The following is a 22355-nucleotide window of genomic DNA, read 5'->3' on the forward strand; positions in this document are numbered from 1 at the left end:
CAGGTGAGCGGTTATCTGCGCAGAGCCTGTTCGAGACCGTTGAGTTGGTTGCGAAGGCTCTCGATGGACCGGCTCGCACTCGTGGCGCCCCGCTCCAGCGCGCCGACCCGCTGCATACCCGTCCCGACCTCTTTGTCCAGCTTGCGGACGAGAGTCCGGCCCTTCTCTGCCTCGTGGTCCAGCGCCTTCACTTTCGCGAGGGCCTCATTGGTCTTGGTACGCAGAGCCTTGCTGCGGTCGTCCGCGTTGTGGGCGGCATCGCTGACCTTGCCGACCCTGGTGGTGAGTTCCGACACCCGCCGGTGCAGCACCTGGTCGTCAGCCAGCAGCTTCGTCTGAATGCGCTCGACCTTGCCCCGGAGGTCGGTGACCAGTTGCTGCACATGCCGGTCGCCGACACCTTGGGTCCGCCGGATGTCCGCCGCATCACGCATCAGGTCCTGTTTCACCTTCTGCACCAGGTCCTTGGCACTCACGGCCTCGACGCTCAGGACGTGCAGTCGGCGGTCCTGCTCCTTGTCCCGTTCCTCCTGGACACGGCCTTCAAGGATCTTGTTGATGTCGAAGAGCGTGGCTTCGTGCTTGACCAGGCCGTACTCGGTCTGCACCCCGAAAGCGCTGAGAGCGACGGCGTTGGCTTCCGCCTTCACGCCGGTGACCTCTGCCTTCGCTCCGGTGACCGGCACGTTGTCGGCCAGCCACTTGGCATCCACGACCTTCCTCACGGCGTCCTGGAAGGACCTGGACGCCGCGTACTCGTAGATCCACGGAGGGATGACTCCGGTGGACTCCGAAGGGGGCACGGTATGCCTCCTTTCACATGGGCGAACTCAGAAAGGCCACGATCTCGGCCGGTGTCGCGGAGCGTTCCTCCCCCAAGGTCCGCGGGGCTTTTACGGCCTCGGCCTTCGCACCGGACGGCCGCGGCACCGGCTCCGGATACTCCGCAGGCTCCGTGTCCTCGTCCCGGTTGACCGTCGCGAACATCCAGTTGGCCACGGCGAGATGGTCGACGACCGCCGCCAGCAGATGGTCCGTGACCGTCCAGTCCGCCTGTTCTCCGTGGACCGCCCGGGCGAAGGACGAGTCCGCGGGCAGGTGTTCGACGAGGACCCGCAGTCGGCGCGAGGAGAGCCGGCCCCGGTGCCAGTCGAGCAGGTCGACCCCGTAGTGGCGGAGCAGATCCGCCTCCAGAGCCTCGGCGTGCTCGTCGACCAGCGCGCCGAGGCTCAGCCTTCCCCCAACGACATGCCGGTGTCGTTGCCGTACGCCTCCAGGATCGCGGAGACGTCCTGGACACTGGTGTCGTACTTGCAGAAGCGCTCGAACTGCTCCGCTCCGAGCAGCAGCGCCAGCAGCCCGTCGATGTCGTTGTCGTCCAGCGCGGCGATCTGCTTGGCGATGCTGCGCGGGAACTCGGTGGGCAGCCGGAACACATCGCCGTCCACCTCGAACTCCCAGTTGTTTCCCACTGCTTCGAGACGCTGGGCACGGGCGGCGTTGACGTTGAAGGGGGCCATGTCGATGGTGCTCCTTGATACGGGACGGGAGGAGGGGTCAGGCCGCGCTGAAGCTCGGGTCCTTCATCAGGAAGGTCGCCAGCGGGGCACCGTCCACCGTGGCCAGCGCGGTGAAGGTGACGCCGAGTTTCACGGGGGCGGTACGGACGAGCGCGAGCTCCTCCGTCTCGGTCACCTGGCCGCGGGCGACGATCATGCGGTACTTGACCTCGTCGCCGTCGCTGAACTCCAGCCCGAGCATCCGCTCGTCGAACTTCGGCTCGGCCGCCAGCTCGTACTTGTAGAGGCCGGACCCGGTCGCCGTCTCCTTGACCTGCCCGCCGCCGAAGAAGAACGGCAGGGTGTCCTCGTTCAGCTGGAGGAGCTGGAACTTGAAGCTGAGATCGCGGTCGGAGTAGACGAACCGCGCCGAGCTGACGCTCTGCCAGGTGTCCACGGGGTCCAGCTTGTCCTTCTTGGAGATCTTGACCCCGTCGGTGGTGGTGTAGCCGAGGTCCTTCCACCCGGCACCCCACGCGGCGGCGGTGTCGGCGGGCGGTGCGGTGGCGAGCGGGGCGATGAGCACACGGCCACTGCCCGCGACCCGGATCTCCTTGGCGTTCGTTCCGGCCATCACTGCTCCTTGCTGGGAGTTGGACAAGACGTGCTGGTGTGGGAGTACGGCGAAGTCACGCCGGGCGTACGGCCGTTCAGGCCGGGCGGACCACCAGGCGGGTGGTCGAGACGTAGCGGTTGGCACTGGCGTGCCGGTAGTCGGGCAGCCAGCGCGGCCCGTCCTCCTCGACGACGTCCACGACGGTCGCCCCGCCGTGACGCACGCCTCTGAGCTGGAGCATCAGGGAACGCGCCACGAGGGAGACGGTGTGGGCCGCCGCCTTGGAGGGGCCGTACACCTCCAGGTCGACGAGTGGATTGTCGAGCCGGGGGTCCTCCGCCCAGGCACCGCCCATCCGGGAGACCAGTACGGCGCGCTGCGAACCGTCGAACCCCGAGGGCGGCGCGACGTCGACGACGACACCCGCCAGCTCGCTCCGGTCCTTGAGCAGGTCGACGACCAGTTGCTCCACGTCCGGGAAGGTGACGTACGGCTCGCTCATCGCCCGGACTCCGGCTCCTCGCCGCCGTTCTCGGAAGCCGCGGAATTCTCGGGGTCCTCGGAATTCCGGGGGTCCTCGGAATTTTCGGCGTCCTCGGGGTCCTCCGCGGGCCGCGCGATGACACCGAGCAGTTCCCGCGCGGCCGTGTCGTCGACGTCCACGACATCGCCGGGCTCGTGCCCGTTCCACCAATAGGTCAGCTGGATCTTCTGCACAGCGTTTCCCCCGAAACGATTGGCTGTGAAGGAACTGACGGAAGATCAACTTCCGTCGGTCAAAGGGAAGTTGATGCCCCAGGAACCGCAAATGTAACGGCCTCCCCAAGCGCAGCGTGAGCAACTCGAGGTCTCGAACGGGTAACGATGACAGGAGACACAGAAGCCCCGCCCCTCACAGGAGGGACGGGGCTTCACGCGTCGCCGAAGCGCCGAACCGTCAGCCGATCGACGCCCCGGTGGCCGACAGCGCCTCCGTCACCGGCTGGAAGAACGTCTCCCCGCCGGAGGTGCAGTCCCCGCTGCCACCGGACGTCAGCCCGATCGCGTCGCTCCCCGAGAACAGCGACCCGCCGCTGTCCCCCGGCTCCGCGCACACGTCGGTCTGGATCAGCCCGTTCACGATGTCGCCGTTGCCGTAGTTCACCGTCGCGTCCAGCCCGGTGACCTTCCCGGAGTGCACCTGGGTCGTGGACCCGCTCCGGGTCACCGACTGACCGACGGTCGCCGACGCGGCCCCCGTGATCGCCTGCGCGGACCCGTTGTAGAGGTCCACCTCGCTGGGGTGGTCGACCTCGGCCGTGTACTTCACCAGCCCGTAGTCGTTGCCCGGGAAGCTCGACACCTCATTGGTGCCGATCTTCTTCCCGCTGGAGTCCGACCACGTCGAGATCGACTCGGTGCAGTGCCCGGCGGTGAGGAAGTACGGCTCCCCGCCCTTGACCACGTTGAACCCGAGCGAGCACCGGCCGCCGGAGCCGCTGATCGCGTCACCACCCGCGATGAAGGGCTTGAACTCCCCCTTGGTGCGCTGGAGTTCGGCCACCGAACCCAGCCCGTCGACCACCTTGGTGAGCTTGGCCCACTCGGCGCCGGAGACCGTGCGGTCGGCGGTGACGACGACCTTGTTGGTGGTGGGGTCGGTCACCCAGGACGTCCCGGGGATGGTCGCGTCGTCGGCGAGCGTGGTGCGCGCGCTCCTCAACTCGGCGAGGGAGTTCGACACGACTCTGGCCGAGGCGCCGGCCGCCGAGACGGTCCGCGCCGCGTCCTCGTCGAGCACGTTCACCACGAGACTCCTGGTCTTCGCGTCGTAGAACGTCCCCGCCGCGTCCGCGCCGAGTTCCGCCCCGAGCGTCGAGGCGAGCTTTCCGGCCGCGACGGCCGAGAGGGTCTTGACCTCCGGCGGGGCCGGTGTCTCGCTGGCGTTCGCAGTCTGCAAGGTGACTCCCGCAGCGACCAGCGCGGTGACACCCGCGCCCGTCACGACGATCCGCCGCCTGGGTATGCGTCGGTGCTTCAACTCGCGTCCTCCTGTGGGGGGTCGACCCGGGAGACTGTGGGGGTCTCGCGGGCCGGAAGGCTGGTTGACGAGCCCTCACTCTTCCGAACCCCGCCGGGGGCGCACAAGGGTGACTTCCGGACGCGCGTAGAACGCGGTTGCGCGCCCCCGCCATTTTTGACAGTCCACGGTCACCCCAGCAGCTTCACGCTGCAAACACTACGAGCGAGTAACACTTCATCAGCCTGTGAGGTCTAGTCCTGTCCTGAATTCGACCCCTCGGAATCCCGATCCGGCCGGGGCTCGAGAGACGGACGTTGCTCCTGCACCGGTTGCGGAACGGCGGGCGGCGCTGCGCCCACCCCCTGCTGCGCCTTCTCGAGGAACCGCAGCAGCTCGACGGGGAACGGCAGCACCAGCGTCGAGTTCTTCTCGGCGGCCACCGCCACCACCGTCTGGAGCAGCCGCAGTTGCAGCGCGGCGGGCTGCTCGGACATCTCCTTGGCCGCCTCGGCCAGCTTCTTCGACGCCTGGAGCTCGGCGTCCGCGTTGATGACCCGCGCCCGCCGCTCCCGGTCCGCCTCGGCCTGCCGGGCCATGGACCGCTTCATGGTCTCGGGCAGGGAGACGTCCTTGATCTCGACCCGGTCGATGGTGACCCCCCACTCCACCGCGGGACTGTCGATCATCAACTCCAGCCCCTGGTTGAGCTTTTCGCGGTTGGACAGCAGATCGTCCAGCTCGCTCTTGCCGATGATCGACCGCAGCGAGGTCTGCGCCATCTGCGCGACCGCGAACCTGTAGTCCTCGACCCGGACGACCGCCTCGGCCGGCGAGGTCACCTTGAAGTAGACGACGGCGTCCACCCGCACCGTGACGTTGTCCCGGGTGATGCCCTCCTGCCCGGGCACCGGCATGGTCACGATCTGCATGTTGACCTTCCGGAGCTTGTCCACGCCCGGAACGATCATCGTGAACCCCGGCCCGCGCACCTCCGGCCGGAGCTTCCCGAGGCGGAAGACCACGCCCCGTTCGTACTGCTTGACGACCCGCGCGGCCGCCATCACGTACACCGCTCCGGCGGTCACGAGCGTCACGCCCGCCGCCACCAGCTCCTCGACCATCGCGACCCCCAGGGTCCGAACCAGGTGCTCAAGGTGTGTACTTCGACGGTAACCCCGCTGTGTACACAAAGGGAGACGGAGGACACGGGTGGTCCACGGCATCAGGACACGGGACGGCCGCCGGCTGACGGTCGAGGAGTACGGCGCCCCGGACGGCAGCCCGGTCGTCCTGCTCCACGACACCCCGGGCTGCCGCTTCGGCGTCGTCCCCCAGGACGTCGTGACCGCGCACCCGCACATCCGGTTCATCGCCTACGACCGCCCCGGCTACGGCGACTCGGACCGGCTCCCGGGACGCCGCGTGGCCGACGCCGCCCGGGACGTGGCGGAGCTGGCCGGCGCCCTCGGGCTCGGCCGTTTCTCGGTGCTCGGCCGCGCCGGCGGCGCCCCGCACGCCCTGGCCTGCGCCGCGCTGCTGCCCTCCCGGGTCCGGCGGGCGGCCGTACTGGCGTCACCCGCGCCCCCGGACGCGCGGGATCTGCGCTGGTTCGACGGCATGGCCCCGTCCCAGGTCGAGGAGTTCACCCGGGCGCTCACCGACCCGCTCGCCTTCGCCGAGCGCCTCGCCGTCCGCGCCGCCGACATCCGCCGCGACCCCGCGCAGCTTCTCGTCTCCCGCCGCGACGGGCTCACGGAATCCGACCGGCGGATCGTCTCCGCCCCGGCGGTCGGCGAGCTGCTGCTGCGCACCTACCGGGAGGCGCTGCGCGGATCGTCGTACGGCTGGCTCGACGACGACCTCGCCCTGCTCAGCGACTGGGGTTTCGACCCGGCGGCCGTCACCCGGCCCGTGCTGCTGTGGCACGGCGCCCAGGACACGCTCTCCCCCGTCGGCCACTTCACCTGGCTGGCCGACCGCATCCCCCGTGTCCGGCCCGTCCTCCAGCAGGACACCGGTCACTTCGGCGCCCTGGAGGCCCTGCCGGCCGTACTGGACTGGCTCTGCGCCCCGCCGGAGCGGACCGCGTCGTGATGACGACGAGCCCCCGTACGGCGGATGCGTACGGGGGCTCGCCTTGTACAGGCTGCGCTTGTGGCCGTGTGCGCTTCAGGCCGTCGGTCTAGAAGACGCTGACGCCGTAGGCGCTCAGGGCCTCGGTGACCGGCTGGAAGAAGGTCGTGCCGCCGGAGGAGCAGTTGCCGCTGCCGCCGGAGGTCAGACCGTAGGCGGTGCCGTTGGTGCCGTACAGCGGGCCGCCGGAGTCGCCGGGCTCGGCGCAGACCGTGGTCTGGATCATGCCGTAGACGATGTCGCCGCCGCCGTAGTTGACGGTGGCGTTCAGCGCGGTGACGCGACCGCTGTGGATGCCGGTGGTGGAACCGCGCCGGGTGACCGTGGTGCCGACGGTCGGGGTGGCGGCACGGGTGATGTCGACGCTGCCGACGGTGCCGGAGATCGACGACACGGGGTAGCTCGTCGAGTACTTGACGAGGCCGTAGTCGTTGGTCGGGAAGCTGGACCCGGCCGTCGAGCCGAGCGTGCTGGTGTGCCCGGAGTTGGACCACCAGGTGCCCGCGCCGTCGGTGCAGTGACCGGCGGTCAGGAAGTAGTAGGTGCTGCCGCTGCGGACGTTGAAGCCGAGGGAGCAGCGCCAGCTACTCGCATAGATGGCGTCGCCGCCGGAGATCAGCTTGTTGAACTTGCCCGGGGTCCGCTTGATCGTGAGCGCGTCGGCGTTGCTGCCCGCCTGCTCCTTGATCTTGGCGATCTCGGCCTGCGAGACCGTGCTGTCGACGGTGACGACGACACGGTTGGTCTTGCTGTCGACGGCCCAGGCGGTACCCGGGATGTCCGCCTTGAGCACCGAGCTGCTGGCGCTCTTGAGTTCGGCCGTGCTGAACGGGGTCGCAGCGGTCGCGTTCGCGCTGGGGACCGCGATCGCGGCCGCGGCCACGAGGCCGGTGGTACCGGCGATCAGCCGGGTCCGTCTCGCAATGCCGCTGCGGGGGTTGGTGCGCTTGATCCTCACGTTTCGTTCCCTCCAAGGGAAGTCGGGGGCCCGCGTGGGGTCGGGGCCCGTGAGGCGCAGTCAGCGGCTCGGCCGTCCGGTTTACGAACACGCCGTGCTCCTGACAAGCGCTGAGGGGGAGTATTCGGCCGAACGGACGGTCGGCGCAAGGGCGCCTTTCGGCCGTCAACCTTTGAAAGATCTTTATGCTTCAGCGGGAACGGACAGGCCTCGAATCACGTCCCGCTCCCCCTCCGTGACGGCGATGCCCGGGACCTTCCGCGGCGGCGGAGGGCCCCATACCTGGTGGTCGGCGAGGTGGCGCGGGGTCGAGGGTGCCCGATCGAGCCGGTCGTCGTACGGCCGTCGGCGCCTGGCGCGGACGGGTACGGAAACGGAATCCACGGTTGCCGTGCCCGTTCCCCGGATCGCCGAAAACAGCCCTCGGCCATCCGCCCGCACCCACCCGCCGACCGCCGCCCGGCGGACCGAACGGCGCCCAGGAATGCGGGCATCCGCTCGCGGCTCACGGCGCTCCCCCGTTCCCGGCTCACCGGTTGGCGGGTCTGGCGAGGCCGAGGTGTTCCCGGAGTGTGCTGCCCGGATAGAAGGTGCGGAACAGCCCGCGGTGCTGGAGCAGCGCCACCGTGCCGTTGACGAGCCGTTCCAGGTCGCGCGGCGGTTCGGCGGGCGTGAGGTGGAAGCCGTCGACGACGCCCTCGCCGTGCCAGGTGGCGATCAGTTCCGCGAGGTCGACGGGGCCGCCCCGGTACAGCGGCCCCCGCGCGGTCTGACGGGGGCCGCCTCCGCCGTGTCCCGGCTCGGCCGCGTGCTCGCCGTCGCCGAGGTCGACGAGGAGACCGGCGAGGACCCGCAGTTCGTCGGGGCGGCGCCCGAACTCCGCTGCCTCCGCACGGAGTTGGTCCCGTGCGGCGGCGGCCTGCGCGGCACTCGCGACGCGGACGAGGGCCACGTCGGCGTACCGGGCGGCGGTCCTGCGGGCGGGTCCGTCGGTGGCGTCGACCACGCGGACCGGGTGGTCCTGCGGGGGTCGCGGCACGGTCGGCGGCGCCTTGACGGAGGAGGACCCGCCCAGGAACCCGACGCGGTGCGGCTCGTCCCGGTCGGCGAAGGGGCCGGCCGCCACGTCCCGCACCCCGACGTCGACCAACTCCGCCTCCCCGCAGACGACTTCACCTGTCTCCTGACACAGCGCGTCGACCGGTCCCCCGTACCGGCGGTCGAGGAGGCGGTCCTCGCCCTCGGCGGTCGCGGAGTCGATCCACCAGCCGGCCCGGCCCCGGCTGACCCGGTCGAGGGTCGCGACGGCGGCCCGGACGTGGGAGGGCTCGGTGTGCGCGGTCGGGACGCTGGGCACCAGGCCGATCCGGCCGGTGGCGGGCGCGACCCGGGACAGCACGGCGAGCGCGTCGAGGTCGGGCGGGGTGAGGGTGTCGTCCAGGGTCACGAAGTCGAGCCCGCCGCGTTCGGCGAGCCGCGCCGCCTCGATATAGGGGTGCGTGTCGTGCACCGAAGGCTGATCGAGGGCGGCGGCCAGGTGCACCAGCCCCCGGCCGGGCGAGGAAGCCATGCGGGGAAGTCCTTTCGGGAGAGAATCCGGCCCGCCGCGGCGGGAGCGACCACGCGGACCTGCGACGCCGCCGCTCACAGCACCTCGGAGAGCGGCGTCGGGGACTTCGGTCCGCTCGCCGCGGCGACCGCGTGGCCGGCCGACTCGGCGAGGAACAGCAGCGCGGCCCGCGCGGTCGCGTCGTTCTGCCGGAACGCCGGCCCGCCGGTGCGCGGCCGGGTGAAGGCGCCCGGTGTACGGCCGTCGGTGTGCGGCCCGAGCGCGAAGCGCCGTGGGTGCGGCCGGCCGGACCGGTCCAGGAGCCGCCCGTCGGCACGGTCCACGCGCAGCAGCCCGTCCGGCGTCTCGCCGACGCCCTCGGCGTGCAGCGCGCGCAGCAGCGGATCGCGGGTCCGCCGGACGGTCGGCTCGGGCAGCCGGGCCTCGACCAGCGCCCGCGCCTCGACCGAGTGGCCCGGCACGGTCGGGCTCGACGCCCGGAACACCCCGTCCTCGGCGCGGACCTCCATGTCCGCCCCGACGAACCTGAGCACCCCGGCCCGGGACAGCGCGAGCAGCTGCCGCAGCCGGGGCCCGGGCGGCCCGGAGGCCAGGTAGCTGAAGAACCCGTGCCACCGTCCGCCGATGTCCCCGAGCCGGACCAACTGCCCGTAGACGGAGAGCAGCCCGAGAAACACGGACAGATCCGCACTGAACGCCGGATCATGACGGCGCCTCAGGTCACTTTCGACATACTCCCGCAGCCCCTCCTGGAACTCCTCGTGCGTCGCGTACCGCACCCCCGCCAGCGGCCGGTCGAGCGCGGCGAGGTCGAGCCTGTCGCGGGGATCGGGCACGGCGGAGACCGCCAGGGTCTCCCGTTCGGAGGCGTCCTCGGCGGCCGCGTACTTCTCCTCGAAGTCGGCCCAGGACATCGCGGTCCGCTCCGGATGCACGGTGAAGAGCCGGTGGTAGTGGGCGAATCCCAGCTCCTTCTCCACCAGCGGCCACACGTCCCGCCGGAAGTCGAAGCCCCCCGGCCGGGCGAGCAGCCCGTCGATCTGGGCCGGCCCCAGGAAGCGGGGCAGCGGCGGCCGCCCACCGGTCCAGTCGTAGCCGATCTTCGAGTGGTACGGCACTCCGCGCCGCGATCCGACGTACAGCACCGGCTCCCGTCCCGAGGGGATGTACGTGTCCCCGTCGTGGCATCCGCCCCGGCCCTCGGTGAGCAGTGCCATCAGGTCGACGAAGGCGAGCCCGAACCCGCGCACCAGGACCGGTTCGCCGGGCGCGAGCGCTGACAGGTCGCTGTCGGCGGTGAAGTCGGGCGGCAGGTGGACGAGGCCGTGGCTGCGGGCGTAGGCGGCCAACTCGCGCTGTTCGTCGTCGAGTTCGGCGTCGAGGTGGCCCAGGGTGAGGACGACAAGGTCGGCGAGGAGCGGGCGCGTGCGGCCCTCCAGCCAGACCTGCTGGCGTCCCTCGCGCGGTCCGCTCACCCGCAGGGCACGGCGCTGATGGTGGTGGACGCAGACGGACGGCGGCAGCGCGGCCACCGCCTGCTCGTGCACCCAGCGCAGGTACGCGCCCTGGAGCTGCCGGTCCGCGAAGGTGCGGCCGTCGATGCCGGCCCACTCGTGCAGGGTGGGGCCGGGGCGCACGGGCCCGGCCATGTCCACCGTCTCGTCGGTGAACATGGTGACGTCCTCGGCGTGCGAGTTCATCCACAGCAGCGGCGACTGCGCCGCGCGCCAGACGCGTCCGGCGCCGGGCGCGTGCGGATCCACCAGGTGCAGGTCGAGACCGGAACCGTCGTGGAGCTCGGGCGCGTTGGCGGCGATCCGCTCGATCAGTCCGGTCGCTCTCGGCCCGGCTCCGACGATCACCAGCGAGCGCCTCGGTGAGTCGGCGGGTTCCGGTGTGTCCGGTGCGGCAGGGGCTGTGACGACGAAGGTGTCGGAGGGCATACGAAGGCTCCGTGGCATCGAGTCGGTCCAACTCGGACGGGTGCCTTCACACGGATACGCCTGACACGGCCGAGCCCCTCAGCAGGGCCGCATCCGCTGAGACTACGGGGCTGTTTCCCCGGACTGTCAAGGCTGTCCGCACTGTGAGCCGTACGTCTCAGGTCGGTTGACGCCATCTCGGATGCCTGTTCCACTTGCCCCATGCATCCACAGCAGTGGCTGGTCAAGCGCTCCCACATCGACTTCGGTCGCGTGTGGTCCTCTTCCTGTTGAGCTGACCCACTGCGCGTCCCGCTTCCGCGGGGCGCCCTTTCGCGTTCTCCTTCCCCGCCTTCACACGCGCCCTCGCCTTCACACGCGCCCTCCCCTCACCCGGCGTTTCCCGTTTCCCACAGACCGCTTCACCGTGCGCGCGCACGCCTGCCCGAAGGGGCGCGGGGCCGTAACGGCTCACCGCCCCGCGTCGGCCTCTCCGGCGAAAAAGAATGACGACCGGCCTGAGTCACCGTCAGAATCGGTACCCGCAAGCCGACGGTGACGGGCCCGGGGAATCCGAGTACGGCGATTCCCTGTGGTCGGCACGGCGTTGAGCAGCGGATTCGTCGCGGGCGTCCCGTTCACCCGTACGCCCCGCCCCTCACCCATACGCCGTGAAGAATCATATTTCACTCACAGTCAGCAGCCGTATGGGACACGACCCTTGGGGTACCTGGGCTCTCGACGTATTCGCTGTGCACCAGTACCGTCACAAACCCCCCGCGCGGCGGCTATCCACTTGGCGCGCGATCCGCATCATGGATGACCATAGGGATACAGAAGCAAGAGAAACCGCTGTGAGAGGAGGCGTCCATGGGATCGGTGCGCAAGGCGAGTGCCTGGCTGGGCCTCGTTGACGACAACGATGACGAGCGTTACTACGACGACGACGGATACTCCGAAGGGACCGAGCCCGGGGATGCCTGGGTCACCGACCCCCGGGTCAAGGTGGCCTCGGACGTCGCCGAGGAGAAGGGCCGCCGGATCGGCACGGTGACTCCGGACAGCTTCCGGGACGCCCGCGCCATCGGCGAACTCTTCCGTGAGGGTGTCCCCGTCATCATGAACCTCACCGCGATGGAGGCCGGTGACGCCAAGCGCGTCGTCGACTTCGCGGCGGGGCTGATCTTCGGACTGCGCGGTTCCATCGAGCGCGTGTCCACCCGGGTCTTCCTGCTGACCCCCGCCAACACGGAGATCGTGAACGGCGATCCGGCCGCGCACCGCACGGACGGCTTCTTCAACCAGAGCTGAGGCAGGGCCGCTCACCGGCCCTGCCCCCAGCAGGGTTCACCGGAAGGCATCCAGTCCGGTGAGCGCCTTGCCCAGCACGAGCTGGTGCATCTCGACGGTGCCCTCGTACGTCAGCACCGACTCGAGGTTCGTCGCGTGCCGCATCACGGGGTATTCGAGGGAGATCCCGTTGGCACCGAGGATCGTCCGCGCCGTACGGCAGATCTCGATCGCCTCGCGGACGTTGTTGAGCTTGCCGAAGCTGACCTGCTCGGGACGCAGGCGGCCGGCGTCCATGCGCCGCCCCATATGGTGGGCGAGCAGAATCCCCTTGTGCAGTTCGACCGCCATGTCGGCGAGTTTGGCCTGGGTGAGCTGGAAGCCCCCGATCGGCCTCCCGAACTGCTCCCGCGTCTTCGCGTAGTCCACGGCGGTCTCGAAGCACGACCGCGCCGCCCCCATCGCGCCCCACACGATCCCGTACCGGGCGTGCGAGAGACAGCTCAGCGGCCCCTTGAGCCCGACGACCTCGGGCAGCACCGCGTCGGCGGGCAGCCGTACGTCGTCGAGGACCAGCTCACTGGTGACGCTGGCCCGCAGCGACCACTTGTGCTTGATCTCCGGCGCCGAGAACCCCGGCGCGTCGGTCGGCACCACGAACCCGCGGATCCCCTCGTCGGTCTGCGCCCACACCACGGCGACCCCGGCGACGGAGCCGTTGGTGATCCACATCTTGCGCCCGTTCAGGACCCAGTCCGCGCCGTCCCTCTTGGCGTACGTCCGCATGGAGGCGGGGTCGGAACCGTGATCGGGTTCGGTGAGCCCGAAGCAGCCGATCACCTCACCGGCGGCCATGCGCGGCAGCCAGGTCTGCTTCTGCTCCTCGCTGCCGAACCGGTGAATCGCGTACATGGCGAGGGAGCCCTGCACGGAGACGAGGGAACGGATCCCGGAGTCGGCGGCCTCCAGCTCCAGACAGGCGAGCCCGTACTGCACGGCGGAGGCGCCGGCGCAGCCGTACCCGCTGAGCGACATCCCGAGGGCGCCGATCTCCCCGAGCTCGCGGGCGAGTTCCCTGATCTCCGGCAGCTCGCCCTTCTCGTACCAGTCGGCGACGTGGGGCAGGACGCGGTCGGCGGCCCAGGTCCGCACGGTCGCGCGGATCGCCAGGTCCTCCGGCTCCAGGAGGTCGTCGATGCCGAGGGGGTCGGCGGGGTCGAACGGGGGCATGGCACATCCTCCGGCAGACGAGCGGCTCGAAACTAGCAGCGCTAATTAAGCTGCGCGGCCGACGTTACAGCGCGGTCTCCCGCACAGCCAGACGCCGTCAGGCCGAGACCCGGGACTCCGCGACTTCCCTGGGCGCCGGCAGGTCGAGGGCCGCGGGGGCCTCACCGCACTGCATCGTGCGCGGCAACCGCAGCGCCATCACCGCGCCCAGCAGCAACAACCCCGCGCTCACCAGCAAGGTCACGTGCAATCCGTGCACGAAGGAGTCCTGGGCGGCCCGGCGCAGGGCCACCCCCGCGGGCCCGCCGAGGCGTCCGGCGATCTCGTAGGCCTCGCCCAGCGAGTGTCCGGCCGACCGGGAGGCCGACTCCGGGACACCGGGCACGCCCGCGAGGCCGGGCGTGTACGCCGCGTTCATCACGCTGCCGAGCAGCGCGATCCCGATGCCCGCCCCGAGCTGGTACGAGGTCTCGCCGATCGCGGCGGCCCCGCCCGCCTGCTCCGGCGGCGCCTCGCTGAGCATCGACTCGTACGCCCCGAAGAGCGTCGTCTCCAGACCGAACCCGAGCAGCACGAACCCGAACACCAGCAGGCCCGTGTTGTCCGCCTCGCCCATCGCTGTCAGCAGCAGAACGGCCACGGCCGTGAGGCAGAAACCGGCACTCACCATGCGGCGCGGTCCGAACCGCCGCAGCAGACGCGCGCCGGCGAGTCCCGCCGCCATCGCGGCGATCGTCAGCGGCAGCAGCCGCAGACCGGTCTCCAGCGGGGACAGGTCGAGAACCAGCTGGAGGTACTGCGCCGCGATCAGTTCGAGACCCACCAGCGCGAGCATCGCCAGGACGATGCAGCCGACCGAGGTGCTGAACGCGGGGCGGGCGAACATCCGCAGGTCCACCAGGGGATGCGTGAGCCGCCGCTGCCGCCGTACGAAGAGGAGGAGCAGGGCCGCGCCCACGACCAGCGGGATCGCGGTGAACGCGTCGAGGTCCCCGCCGCCCAGCCGCTTCACGCCGAGCACGAGGGCGAACAGGCCGGCGGCGGCCGTCAGCGCGCCGACGACGTCCCAGGGGCCCTTCCCGCTGCCCTTCGACTCGGGTAGCAGCAGTCGGCCGATCGGCAGGCTGACCAGCATCAACGGGATGTTGACGAGGAAGACCGAGCCCCACCAGAAGTGTTCGAGAAGGAAGCCGCCGAGCAGCGGTCCGACGGCCGCGCCGACCGCGGCGACCGCGCTCCAGACGCCGATGGCGAGCGCCCGCTCACGCCGGTCGGGGAAGACCTGGCGGAGGATGGACAGGGTCGCGGGCATGATCATCGCGCCGCCGACGCCGAGCAGCGCCCGCGCGAGGATCAGCACCTGGGCGGTGTCCGCGACGGCGGCGACACCGGAGGCGACGCCGAAGAGGCCGTAGCCGAGGAGGAGGATTCTCCTGCGGCCCACGCGGTCGCCGAGCGTGCCGAAGAGGATCAGCAGCGAGGCGCAGACGAGCGGATAGACGTCGACGATCCAGAGCAGTTCTATCGCGCCGGGCTTGAGGTCCTCGGTGACGGCGGGCACCGCGACGTGCAGCACGGTGGCGTCGAGGGCGACCAGGAGCAGGCTGACGCAGAGGACGACGAGGACGACCCAGCGGTTTGCACCGGCCCCGGCCGCCCGACGGCGCAGCACATCGGCGGCCGTGGTCGTCCCGGACATGTACGTACCTCCCAGATGTTCCCTCGCGTTCGGCGGGCACACGGGGTGGGGACTCCCCATGATCTCGGCCGGAGAGGAGCGGTGGTCTCCGGCCCGCGCAGCGAACGGCGAGTGACACGTCAGCGTACGCGAGTTCGCGCGTCGGCCCAGTGGCGGACCTCTCACACTTCGGACGGAACACGTGTGGCGTACACCACTTTCGCCGCCTGCCGCACCGCCCCGGCGCGCGGCCGGCTTCAGCGGGCGGTCGATAATCGGGCCCGTGACCGATCTTGGAACGCGCACCGAACCGGCCCTGCGCCGAGCCGCCCCGGCGCTGCTCGGCTACGCGGCCGTACGCGCCCTGGGCCTCCTCGCGCTGGCCCTGTGGAGCGCGGCGCGCGACAAGAGCGCGTACACCCTGCTGACCGCCCGCTGGGACGCCCTCTGGTACACGAGGGTCGCCGAACTCGGGTACGGCTACGAGGTGCGGCTGCCGAACGGCGACGTGCACTCCAACCTGGCGTTCTTCCCGCTCCTGCCGTGGCTGGAGCGGCTGTTGTCCGCGACGACCCCGCTGTCGTACGCCGACGCGGGCTTCGTGATCTCCCTGCTCGCCTCCCTCACCGCGGCCTGGGGCGTCTTCGCGGTCGCGGACCAGGTGTACGGCCGGCGGGCGGGCGTCTGCGCGGTCCTGCTGTGGGCCGTCCTGCCCGTCGGGATCGTCCAGTCGATGGCGTACAGCGAGTCGCTGTTCACGGCGCTGGCCGCCTGGTCGCTGTACGCGGTCCTGACCGGCCGCTGGGTGACGGCGGGCCTGCTGGCCTTGCTGGCGGGCCTGACCCGCCCGGTGGGCCTGGCGGTGGTGGCCGCGGTGTGGGTGGCGGGGATCGCCGCCTTCCTGCGGGAGAGAGGGGACCGCGCCTCGTCCGGGTCCGCCACGGCCGCGGACGAGGAGGCCGCCTCGGCCGTACGCGCCCAGGGCGCCCCGCACGCCGACTCTTTCGTGCGGAACCGAAGCGCGGCCGGGGAGTGCGGCGCACAGGCCACCGGACACGCCCCTGCCACCGGAGGACCGTCACCGGCGGGGCGTACCCCGGACGCGGGGCCCGGCCCGACGCGCGCCCCCTCTCCGGGCACCGCCCTCGTCCGCCGCGCCCTCGGCATGGCCCTCGCCCCCCTCGGCGCCGCCGCCTACGTCCTCTGGGTCGGTCACCGCACCGGCAAGGGCCCGCTCGGCTATCTCGACGTACAGGCGGGCTGGCGCAACGGATTCGACGGCGGGTACGCCTTCGCCCGTTTCGTCGCCGACAAGTTCACGTCGTTCCCGTCCGCCCCGGCCGGGGTCGGGCTGATCGTCGGCGTCGGGCTGGTGGTGTGGCTGTACGTCGTCTGCGCACGGCAGGGCCAGCCACTGCCCCTGCTGGTGTACGCCGGGGTCGTCACCGCGCTCGCCCTGTGCGCGTCCAGCTACTTCGGCTCGAAACCGCGCCTGCTGATGCCCGCCTTCCCCTTGCTGTTCCCCCTCGCCCTGGCTCTCGCCCGGGCAAGGACCCGCAGGTCAGCCGCGATCGTGACCCTGGTCGCCACCGCGTCCGCCCTGTACGGCGCCTTCTGGCTGAACGGCTCCGGTCCGCCATGACGACTCCGGAGCGTCGATGAGCGCCCGGAGAATTCGACCCCATGATTCGGTGAACGAATTCATAAGGCCCATAAAACCGCAACCCGGAATGATCAAAGGAATTGAAGGACGCGGCCGCCCGCCTTTGCGGAATCCTCGGAAATAAACCCCCGGCTGAGAGGAATCCCACATCACATCGTCATCACAAAGCCGCTGATTCGCAGGGGAACACAGCTCACTCGCTGTAACGTCGATTGGGTGCGTACCGAACGAAACCCCACCCGTCTGGACCGGGTGTTCGCCAGGCTGGACCGTGAGCTGGAACGGCCGGCCCACCTCAGCGTGCCGCGGGCGAGCCGCCACCGGACCGTCCTCGTGGTCGCCGCCCTGGCGTTCTACCTGGCGATCGTGTGGCTGGTGGTGACCACCTCGTGGCTGGTCCGCCTCGACTGGCAGGTCATGTTCTTCCGGCCGTACCAGCAGTGGGCGTCCATCCACTGGTTCGTCGACTACTACGTGGTTCTGGGCCAGCGCGGCCCGACCGCGGTGATGGTCGCGGCCTGGCTGGGCTGGCGTTCCTGGCGGCAGCACACCCTGCGCCCGCTGCTGACCCTGGGCGCCTCGCTGCTGCTGCTGAACATCACGGTCGGCGCCGCCAAGTACGGCATGGGAAGGCTCGGACCGCACTACGCGACCGTCATCGGCTCGAACGAGATGGGCCTGGGCGGCGATATATTTCCCAGCGGCCACACCGCCAACGCCGTGGTGACCTGGGGAATCCTGGCCTATCTGGCCTCCACCCCGAGGGCCCGCCGCTGGCTGTCCGCGATCTCCGCGGTGACCTCGCTGGGCGTCGGCATGGCCACCGTCTACCTCGGTACGCACTGGCTGAGCGACGTCCTGCTGGGCTGGGTGGCGGGTCTGCTGATCCTGCTCGCGCTGCCCTGGTTCGAGCCGCTGATCGCCCGCACCGAGGACTACGCCTTCGACCTGCGCGACCGCTGGCGGGCCCGCGGCGGCGTCAAGGCCCCGGCCCCCGTCACCCCCGTCACGGCGCCCGCGCCCGCCCGCCTCAAGCCGCTCACGGCCCCGCAGAACGAGACGGCGGCCCGCGAGGCCACCCCTCCGGCGCGCGGCCCCAGGTCACCGGCCTATCTGGCGCCGGGCCCGCACACCACCCGCTCGGAGCGCACCCCGGTCACCCCGGCCGGCAGCCGCCGGCCCCCGCACCCGGACCGGATCATGCGCGGTACGACGTCCCCGGCCACCCGGCCGGTGACCGGCGGCTGATCCCGCGCCACCCAGCCGACGGGGCCGGTACGCACCACCACCCCGGGCATGGGACGGGCCCCGGATCCCTGTCAGGGATCCGGGGCCCGTCCCATGCAATTCAGCCCTTCCAGGCCCGCGCCACGCGGCCGTCCTTCACCTCGAAGTTCAGCCGGCCCGCGCGGTACTCCATCGTGATGATCGCCCCCGGCGGAAGCGACCGGACCGTCGACCAGCCCCGCTCACGCGCGGTCCGCTCGGCGGCGGCGGAGTCGAGGCCGACGTAGGTGTCGGGGCTGTCCTGGGGTTCGGCGGGCGGTGTCGGAATGGATGCCATACGGCCACGCTAGGCCCTGCCCGGCGGCCGCGGAAGTCCGGATCACGCCCGCCCCCTGTCACGCTTCTGTCACAGGATCCCGCCACCCGTTTCCCTCGCACTCCGTCACACGGACGGGCGTTCCCCTAGTCCTTCCGCGCGTATTCGAACGCAATTCCCGCGTGTCGTACGACTTCTGCGAATGCGCTGCGAGAAGGCTTGTCCGAGAACTGGCCCGGGCCCCTTTGCCCACCGATTTCGGACAGGGCCACACAGGCTGACACCGCATAGGAAATACACGGTTCCGGCACAGAACCCCCTTACGCCCCCTGTCGCCGCGCACGACGGCGCGAGCATCATGGCGTGAGCCGAGCGAAGGGGCGAGCAATGGGGACGCAGACCGTGCAGGCGACGGCACGACCCGTGCGGACCAGGCGGCACGGGCGGCTGATCGTGGACTGGCTGACCACCACCGACCACAAGAAGATCGGTCACCTCTATCTGATCACGTCGTTCGTGTTCTTCCTGGTCGGCGGGGTCATGGCGCTGCTGATGCGCGCGGAACTCGCCCGACCGGGACTCCAGATCGTGGACAACCAGCAGTTCAACCAGCTCTTCACGCTGCACGGCACGATCATGCTGCTGCTGTTCGCGACGCCCAGCTTCGCGGGCTTCGCCAACGAGCTGATGCCGCTGCAGATCGGCGCCCCGGACGTGGCGTTCCCACGGCTGAACATGCTGTCGTACTGGTTCTTCCTGTTCGGCGGCCTGATCGTGATGGGGTCGCTGCTCGTGCCGTCCGGTCCGGCCGCCTTCGGCTGGTTCGCCTACGCGCCGCTGAACAACTCGGCGCACTCCCCCGGCGTCGGCCCCGACCTGTGGATCATGGGCCTCGCGCTGGCCGGCTTCGGCACGATCCTCGGCGCGGTCAACTTCATCACCACGATCATCGGGATGCGCGCGCCCGGCATGACCATGTTCCGGATGCCGATCTTCACCTGGAACACGCTGTTCACGTCGATCCTGATCCTGCTGGCGTTCCCGGTGCTCGCGGCCGCGCTGCTGGTCCTGGAGGCCGACCGGCGCTTCGGCTCACAGGTCTTCGAGGCGGACAACGGCGGGGCACTGCTGTGGCAGCACCTGTTCTGGTTCTTCGGGCACCCCGAGGTGTACATCATCGCGCTGCCGTTCTTCGGGATCATCACGGAGATCCTTCCGGTCTTCAGCCGCAAGCCGCTCTTCGGCTACCTGACACTGGTCGGCGCGACGATGGCGATCACCGGTCTGTCCGTGGTGGTGTGGGCGCACCACATGTTCGTGACCGGCGCGGTGCTGCTGCCGTTCTTCGCCTTCATGACGTTCCTCATCGCCGTGCCCACGGGCGTGAAGTTCTTCAACTGGATCGGCACCATGATGAAGGGCTCGCTGTCCTTCGAGACACCGATGCTGTGGGCGTGCGGCTTCCTGGTGACCTTCCTGTTCGGGGGTCTGACCGGGGTGATCCTGGCCTCGCCACCGCTGGACTTCCACGTCTCGGACACCTACTTCGTGGTGGCGCACTTCCACTACGTCGTGTTCGGCACGGTCGTCTTCGCGGTCTTCGGGGGGCTGTACTTCTGGTGGCCGAAGTTCACCGGGAAGATGCTCGACGAGCGGCTCGGCAAGATCCAGTTCTGGACGCTGTTCGTGGGCTTCCACACCACGTTCCTGGTCCAGCACTGGCTCGGTGCCGAGGGCATGCCCCGCCGCTACGCCGACTATCTCGCGGCGGACGGCTTCACGGCCCTGAACACCATCTCGACGATCGGCGCGTTCCTGCTCGGCGCCTCGACGCTGCCGTTCCTCTACAACGTCTGGAAGACCGCCAAGTACGGCGTGCCGGTGGAGACCGACGACCCCTGGGGCTTCGGCCGCTCCCTGGAGTGGGCCACCTCCTGCCCGCCGCCGCGCCACAACTTCACGACGCTGCCCAAGGTCCGCTCCGAGTCCCCGGCGTTCGACCTGCACCATCCGGAGTACGCGGCGCTGACTTCGCAGCCCGAGCCGAAGAGCGAGCAAGCGAGCGAGCGAGGCGGTCGTGAGCCGTCCTGATCGCCTCGGTCAGCTCGGCAGGCTCCAGCACCTCGAAGTCGAAGCCCGTCATCATCACGTGGATCACCATCACCTCCAGGCTCGACGCCCCGGTGCGCAGGACGCAGCTGTCGGGCCCCTCCGCCTCCAGGACCCCGGCGCTCGGTGAGATCCGCTCGGCGGCCCGCTCCTTGGACACCAGCAGCCGCACGACCGCGTGCGAGGCGTACGCGCGCGTGGAGACGCCCCGCGAGACGTAGGCGGCGAGGTCCTCGGCGGGCGGGGTGCGCGGCGCGAACCGGGGCCCGTGCGGCGGCTTCGGGGTGATCCGGTCCGCGCGGAAGGTCCGCCAGTCGTCCCGGTCGAGGTCCCAGGCGACCAGGTACCAGCGCCGTTCGCTGCACACCAGGCGGTGCGGTTCGACGGTACGGCGGCTGGCGGCGCCGCCGTGGTCGCTGTACTCGAAGCGCAGGCGCTCGGCGTCCCGGCAGAGGTTGGCCAGCTCGGTGAGGACGGCGGGGTCGACGGCATCGGGTTGCGGGCCGCGGAGCATCGGCACGGTGAAGGCGTTCAGGGCGCCCACCCGGCGGCGCAGCCTGCTCGGCAGGACCTGTTCCAGCTTGGCGAGAGCCCGCACCGAGGTCTCGCCGATGCCCTCGATGCCCTGTCCCGCGGCCGTGCGCAGACCGACGGCGACCGCGACGGCCTCGTCGTCGTCCAGGAGCAGCGGGGGCAGCTCGGCACCCGCGCCGAGCTGGTAACCGCCGCCGGTGCCGGGGCTGGCGTTGACGGGGTAGCCGAGCTCGCGCAGCCGGTCCACGTCCCGGCGCACGGTGCGCGGGGTGACGCCGAGCCGGTCGGCGAGGTCGGCGCCGGACCATTCGCGGTGGGCCTGCAGGAGCGAGAGCAGGCGCAGGAGTCGTGCCGAGGTCTCCAACATGACGCCGAGTCTGCCAGCCATCGCGGACAGCAGCTGTCCGCAAGCCCTCCTACCTTGGGCTCATGGCAGACAACAGCGCGACCGCAGAGAACCGTGAGATCCGTCCCTTCCGGATCGACATCCCGCAGGCGCAGCTCGACGACCTGCACACCCGCCTGGACCTCACCCGCTGGCCGGACGAACTGCCGGACGCGGGCTGGGAGTACGGCGCCTCCCTGCCGTACCTCCGCGACCTCGCCGCGTACTGGCGCGGCGCCTACGACTGGCGCAAGCACGAGGCCGCCCTCAACGAACTCCCGCAGTTCGTCACCGGGATCGACGGCGCCCAGGTGCACTTCCTGCACATCCGCTCCACCCGCCCGGACGCGCTCCCGCTGGTCCTGACGCACGGCTGGCCGGGGTCGATCGTGGAGTTCCTCGGGGTGATCGGCTCGCTGAGCGAGGACTTCCACCTGGTGATCCCGTCCATCCCGGGCTTCGGCTTCTCCGGTCCCACCCGCGCCAAGGGCTGGAACGTCAACCGGGTCGCCCGCGCCTGGGCGGAGCTGATGCGCAGGCTCGGCTACGAGCGCTACGGCGCCCAGGGCGGCGACCTCGGCGCGCTGATCTCCCCCGCGCTGGCCCGGGTCGCGCCAGAGTCCGTGGTCGGCGTCCACGTGAACGCCGCCTCGGTCGGCTTCATCCCGCTCGGCCCGGTCGACGAGGAGGCCCGTGAGGGACTGAGCGACCGTGAGCTGAGGAGCCTCGCGAGCATCGCCGACTTCACCACGGACGGCTTCGGCTACAACGCCCTCCAGTCGACCCGCCCGCAGACCCTGTCCTACGGCCTCACCGACTCGCCGGTCGGCCAACTGGCCTGGATCATGGAGAAGTTCCAGGCGTGGACGCACTCCTCGGCCGCGCTGCCGGAGGACGCGGTCGACCGGGACACCCTGCTCACCAACGTGATGCTGTACTGGCTGACCGGCACCGCCGGCTCCGCGGCCCGCATGTACTACGAGAACAGCCATGTGCCGGACTGGTTCCCGACGCAGACCTCCGGGGTGCCGACCGCGGTGGCCAACTTCGGCGAGGACGTGGCGATCCGCCGCTGGGCCGAGCAGGCCAACACCGTCGTCCGCTGGACGGAGTTCGACCGCGGCGGCCATTTCGCGGCCCTGGAGGTGCCCGAGCTGCTGGCCGGTGACATCAGGGAGTTCTTCGGCTCACTGCGGTGACGGGCAGTGAACACGGGCTTCTCG

Annotated in this window: 20 protein-coding genes and 1 pseudogene; 6 read left to right on the forward strand and 15 right to left on the reverse strand. The window is 70.6% G+C overall.

Features of this window, described 5'->3' with window-relative positions:
• Positions 1–11: 11 nt before the first annotated feature.
• From ABZ098_RS20275 to ABZ098_RS20310, 8 genes are all read right to left on the reverse strand, one after another.
• Positions 12–803 carry a hypothetical protein gene (locus ABZ098_RS20275; RefSeq protein WP_356592957.1) on the reverse strand — a complete coding sequence of 264 codons (792 nt, stop codon included), beginning with the start codon at positions 801–803 and terminating at the stop codon, positions 12–14.
• 13 nt (positions 804–816) lie between these two features.
• Positions 817–1182 carry a hypothetical protein gene (locus tag ABZ098_RS20280; protein WP_356593077.1) on the reverse strand — a complete coding sequence of 122 codons (366 nt, stop codon included), beginning with the start codon at positions 1180–1182 and terminating at the stop codon, positions 817–819.
• A 47-nt stretch (positions 1183–1229) separates the two neighbouring features.
• Positions 1230–1520, reverse strand: a complete 291-nt coding sequence (locus ABZ098_RS20285; RefSeq protein ID WP_356592959.1) for a hypothetical protein — start codon at positions 1518–1520, stop codon at positions 1230–1232.
• 37 nt (positions 1521–1557) lie between these two features.
• Complete coding sequence (locus ABZ098_RS20290; protein WP_356592961.1) at positions 1558–2133, reverse strand: phage tail protein; 576 nt, start codon at positions 2131–2133, stop codon at positions 1558–1560.
• 76 nt (positions 2134–2209) lie between these two features.
• Positions 2210–2617: a hypothetical protein gene (locus ABZ098_RS20295; protein WP_280852409.1), complete on the reverse strand. Its 408-nt coding sequence runs from the start codon at positions 2615–2617 to the stop codon at positions 2210–2212.
• Entirely contained in the window at positions 2614–2832 is a 219-nt protein-coding gene (locus ABZ098_RS20300) for a hypothetical protein (protein ID WP_356592963.1), read from the reverse strand. The genes ABZ098_RS20295 and ABZ098_RS20300 overlap by 4 nt, the downstream gene beginning before the upstream one ends.
• A gap of 220 nt (positions 2833–3052) precedes the next feature.
• Positions 3053–4135 (reverse strand): S1 family peptidase, encoded by a 1083-nt coding sequence (locus tag ABZ098_RS20305; RefSeq protein ID WP_356592965.1) that lies wholly within the window; start codon positions 4133–4135, stop codon positions 3053–3055.
• A gap of 233 nt (positions 4136–4368) precedes the next feature.
• Complete coding sequence (locus ABZ098_RS20310) at positions 4369–5238, reverse strand: slipin family protein (protein WP_356592967.1); 870 nt, start codon at positions 5236–5238, stop codon at positions 4369–4371.
• An 88-nt stretch (positions 5239–5326) separates the two neighbouring features.
• Between ABZ098_RS20310 and ABZ098_RS20315 the strand changes: the two genes are divergently transcribed.
• Positions 5327–6211, forward strand: coding sequence for an alpha/beta hydrolase (locus tag ABZ098_RS20315; protein ID WP_356592969.1), 885 nt, complete (start codon positions 5327–5329; stop codon positions 6209–6211).
• Between the two features lie 88 nt (positions 6212–6299).
• Here the strand turns inward: ABZ098_RS20315 and ABZ098_RS20320 are convergent, their stop codons facing one another.
• The 3 genes from ABZ098_RS20320 to ABZ098_RS20330 all read right to left on the reverse strand — a co-directional run bounded on the left by ABZ098_RS20320 (position 6300) and on the right by ABZ098_RS20330 (position 10721).
• Positions 6300–7208, reverse strand: a complete 909-nt coding sequence (locus tag ABZ098_RS20320) for a S1 family peptidase (RefSeq protein ID WP_356592971.1) — start codon at positions 7206–7208, stop codon at positions 6300–6302.
• Between the two features lie 529 nt (positions 7209–7737).
• Positions 7738–8778, reverse strand: coding sequence for an LLM class flavin-dependent oxidoreductase (locus ABZ098_RS20325; RefSeq protein WP_356592973.1), 1041 nt, complete (start codon positions 8776–8778; stop codon positions 7738–7740).
• A gap of 74 nt (positions 8779–8852) precedes the next feature.
• Positions 8853–10721 (reverse strand): FAD/NAD(P)-binding protein, encoded by a 1869-nt coding sequence (locus ABZ098_RS20330; RefSeq protein WP_356592975.1) that lies wholly within the window; start codon positions 10719–10721, stop codon positions 8853–8855.
• Positions 10722–11570: 849 nt separating this feature from the next.
• Here ABZ098_RS20330 and ABZ098_RS20335 point away from each other — a divergent pair.
• Entirely contained in the window at positions 11571–12011 is a 441-nt protein-coding gene (locus ABZ098_RS20335) for a cell division protein SepF (protein ID WP_007381008.1), read from the forward strand.
• Positions 12012–12047: 36 nt separating this feature from the next.
• Here the strand turns inward: ABZ098_RS20335 and ABZ098_RS20340 are convergent, their stop codons facing one another.
• Positions 12048–13220, reverse strand: a complete 1173-nt coding sequence (locus ABZ098_RS20340; protein ID WP_356592977.1) for an acyl-CoA dehydrogenase family protein — start codon at positions 13218–13220, stop codon at positions 12048–12050.
• A 97-nt stretch (positions 13221–13317) separates the two neighbouring features.
• On the reverse strand, positions 13318–14919 hold the full coding sequence (locus ABZ098_RS20345; protein ID WP_356592979.1) for an MFS transporter: 1602 nt from the start codon (positions 14917–14919) through the stop codon (positions 13318–13320).
• A 262-nt stretch (positions 14920–15181) separates the two neighbouring features.
• Between ABZ098_RS20345 and ABZ098_RS20350 the strand changes: the two genes are divergently transcribed.
• Complete coding sequence (locus tag ABZ098_RS20350) at positions 15182–16540, forward strand: mannosyltransferase family protein (RefSeq protein ID WP_356592981.1); 1359 nt, start codon at positions 15182–15184, stop codon at positions 16538–16540.
• A gap of 237 nt (positions 16541–16777) precedes the next feature.
• Positions 16778–17809, forward strand: coding sequence for a phosphatase PAP2 family protein (locus ABZ098_RS20355; RefSeq protein ID WP_356592983.1), 1032 nt, complete (start codon positions 16778–16780; stop codon positions 17807–17809).
• 100 nt (positions 17810–17909) lie between these two features.
• Here the strand turns inward: ABZ098_RS20355 and ABZ098_RS20360 are convergent, their stop codons facing one another.
• On the reverse strand, positions 17910–18125 hold the full coding sequence (locus ABZ098_RS20360; RefSeq protein ID WP_069761195.1) for an I78 family peptidase inhibitor: 216 nt from the start codon (positions 18123–18125) through the stop codon (positions 17910–17912).
• A 366-nt stretch (positions 18126–18491) separates the two neighbouring features.
• Here ABZ098_RS20360 and ctaD point away from each other — a divergent pair.
• Positions 18492–20165: pseudogene (gene ctaD, locus ABZ098_RS20365) on the forward strand (cytochrome c oxidase subunit I); the annotation flags it as partial.
• Here the strand turns inward: ctaD and ABZ098_RS20370 are convergent.
• The gene (locus ABZ098_RS20370) at positions 20062–21114 is read right to left on the reverse strand and encodes a YafY family protein (RefSeq protein WP_356592985.1); all 1053 of its coding nucleotides are present in this window, start codon (positions 21112–21114) and stop codon (positions 20062–20064) included. The pseudogene ctaD and the gene ABZ098_RS20370 overlap by 104 nt on opposite strands.
• Before the next feature lie 62 nt (positions 21115–21176).
• Here ABZ098_RS20370 and ABZ098_RS20375 point away from each other — a divergent pair, with 62 nt between their 5' ends.
• The gene (locus ABZ098_RS20375; protein WP_356592987.1) at positions 21177–22331 is read left to right on the forward strand and encodes an epoxide hydrolase family protein; all 1155 of its coding nucleotides are present in this window, start codon (positions 21177–21179) and stop codon (positions 22329–22331) included.
• The last annotated feature ends 24 nt before the right edge of the window (positions 22332–22355 follow it).

Source organism: Streptomyces sp. NPDC006335 (genome assembly GCF_040612795.1).
In the GTDB taxonomy this organism is placed as follows: Bacteria; Actinomycetota; Actinomycetes; order Streptomycetales; family Streptomycetaceae; genus Streptomyces.

Coding starts and splice junctions, on each gene's coding strand:
- ABZ098_RS20325 (WP_356592973.1), bottom strand. CDS start 8,778: ATGGCTTCCTCGCCCGGCCGGGGGCTGGTGCACCTGGCCGCCGCCCTC.
- ABZ098_RS20345 (WP_356592979.1), bottom strand. CDS start 14,919: ATGTCCGGGACGACCACGGCCGCCGATGTGCTGCGCCGTCGGGCGGCC.
- ABZ098_RS20330 (WP_356592975.1), bottom strand. CDS start 10,721: ATGCCCTCCGACACCTTCGTCGTCACAGCCCCTGCCGCACCGGACACA.
- ABZ098_RS20310 (WP_356592967.1), bottom strand. CDS start 5,238: ATGGTCGAGGAGCTGGTGGCGGCGGGCGTGACGCTCGTGACCGCCGGA.
- ABZ098_RS20370 (WP_356592985.1), bottom strand. CDS start 21,114: ATGTTGGAGACCTCGGCACGACTCCTGCGCCTGCTCTCGCTCCTGCAG.
- ABZ098_RS20360 (WP_069761195.1), bottom strand. CDS start 18,125: ATGGCATCCATTCCGACACCGCCCGCCGAACCCCAGGACAGCCCCGAC.
- ABZ098_RS20335 (WP_007381008.1), top strand. CDS start 11,571: ATGGGATCGGTGCGCAAGGCGAGTGCCTGGCTGGGCCTCGTTGACGAC.
- ABZ098_RS20295 (WP_280852409.1), bottom strand. CDS start 2,617: ATGAGCGAGCCGTACGTCACCTTCCCGGACGTGGAGCAACTGGTCGTC.
- ABZ098_RS20290 (WP_356592961.1), bottom strand. CDS start 2,133: ATGGCCGGAACGAACGCCAAGGAGATCCGGGTCGCGGGCAGTGGCCGT.
- ABZ098_RS20375 (WP_356592987.1), top strand. CDS start 21,177: ATGGCAGACAACAGCGCGACCGCAGAGAACCGTGAGATCCGTCCCTTC.
- ABZ098_RS20340 (WP_356592977.1), bottom strand. CDS start 13,220: ATGCCCCCGTTCGACCCCGCCGACCCCCTCGGCATCGACGACCTCCTG.
- ABZ098_RS20285 (WP_356592959.1), bottom strand. CDS start 1,520: ATGGCCCCCTTCAACGTCAACGCCGCCCGTGCCCAGCGTCTCGAAGCA.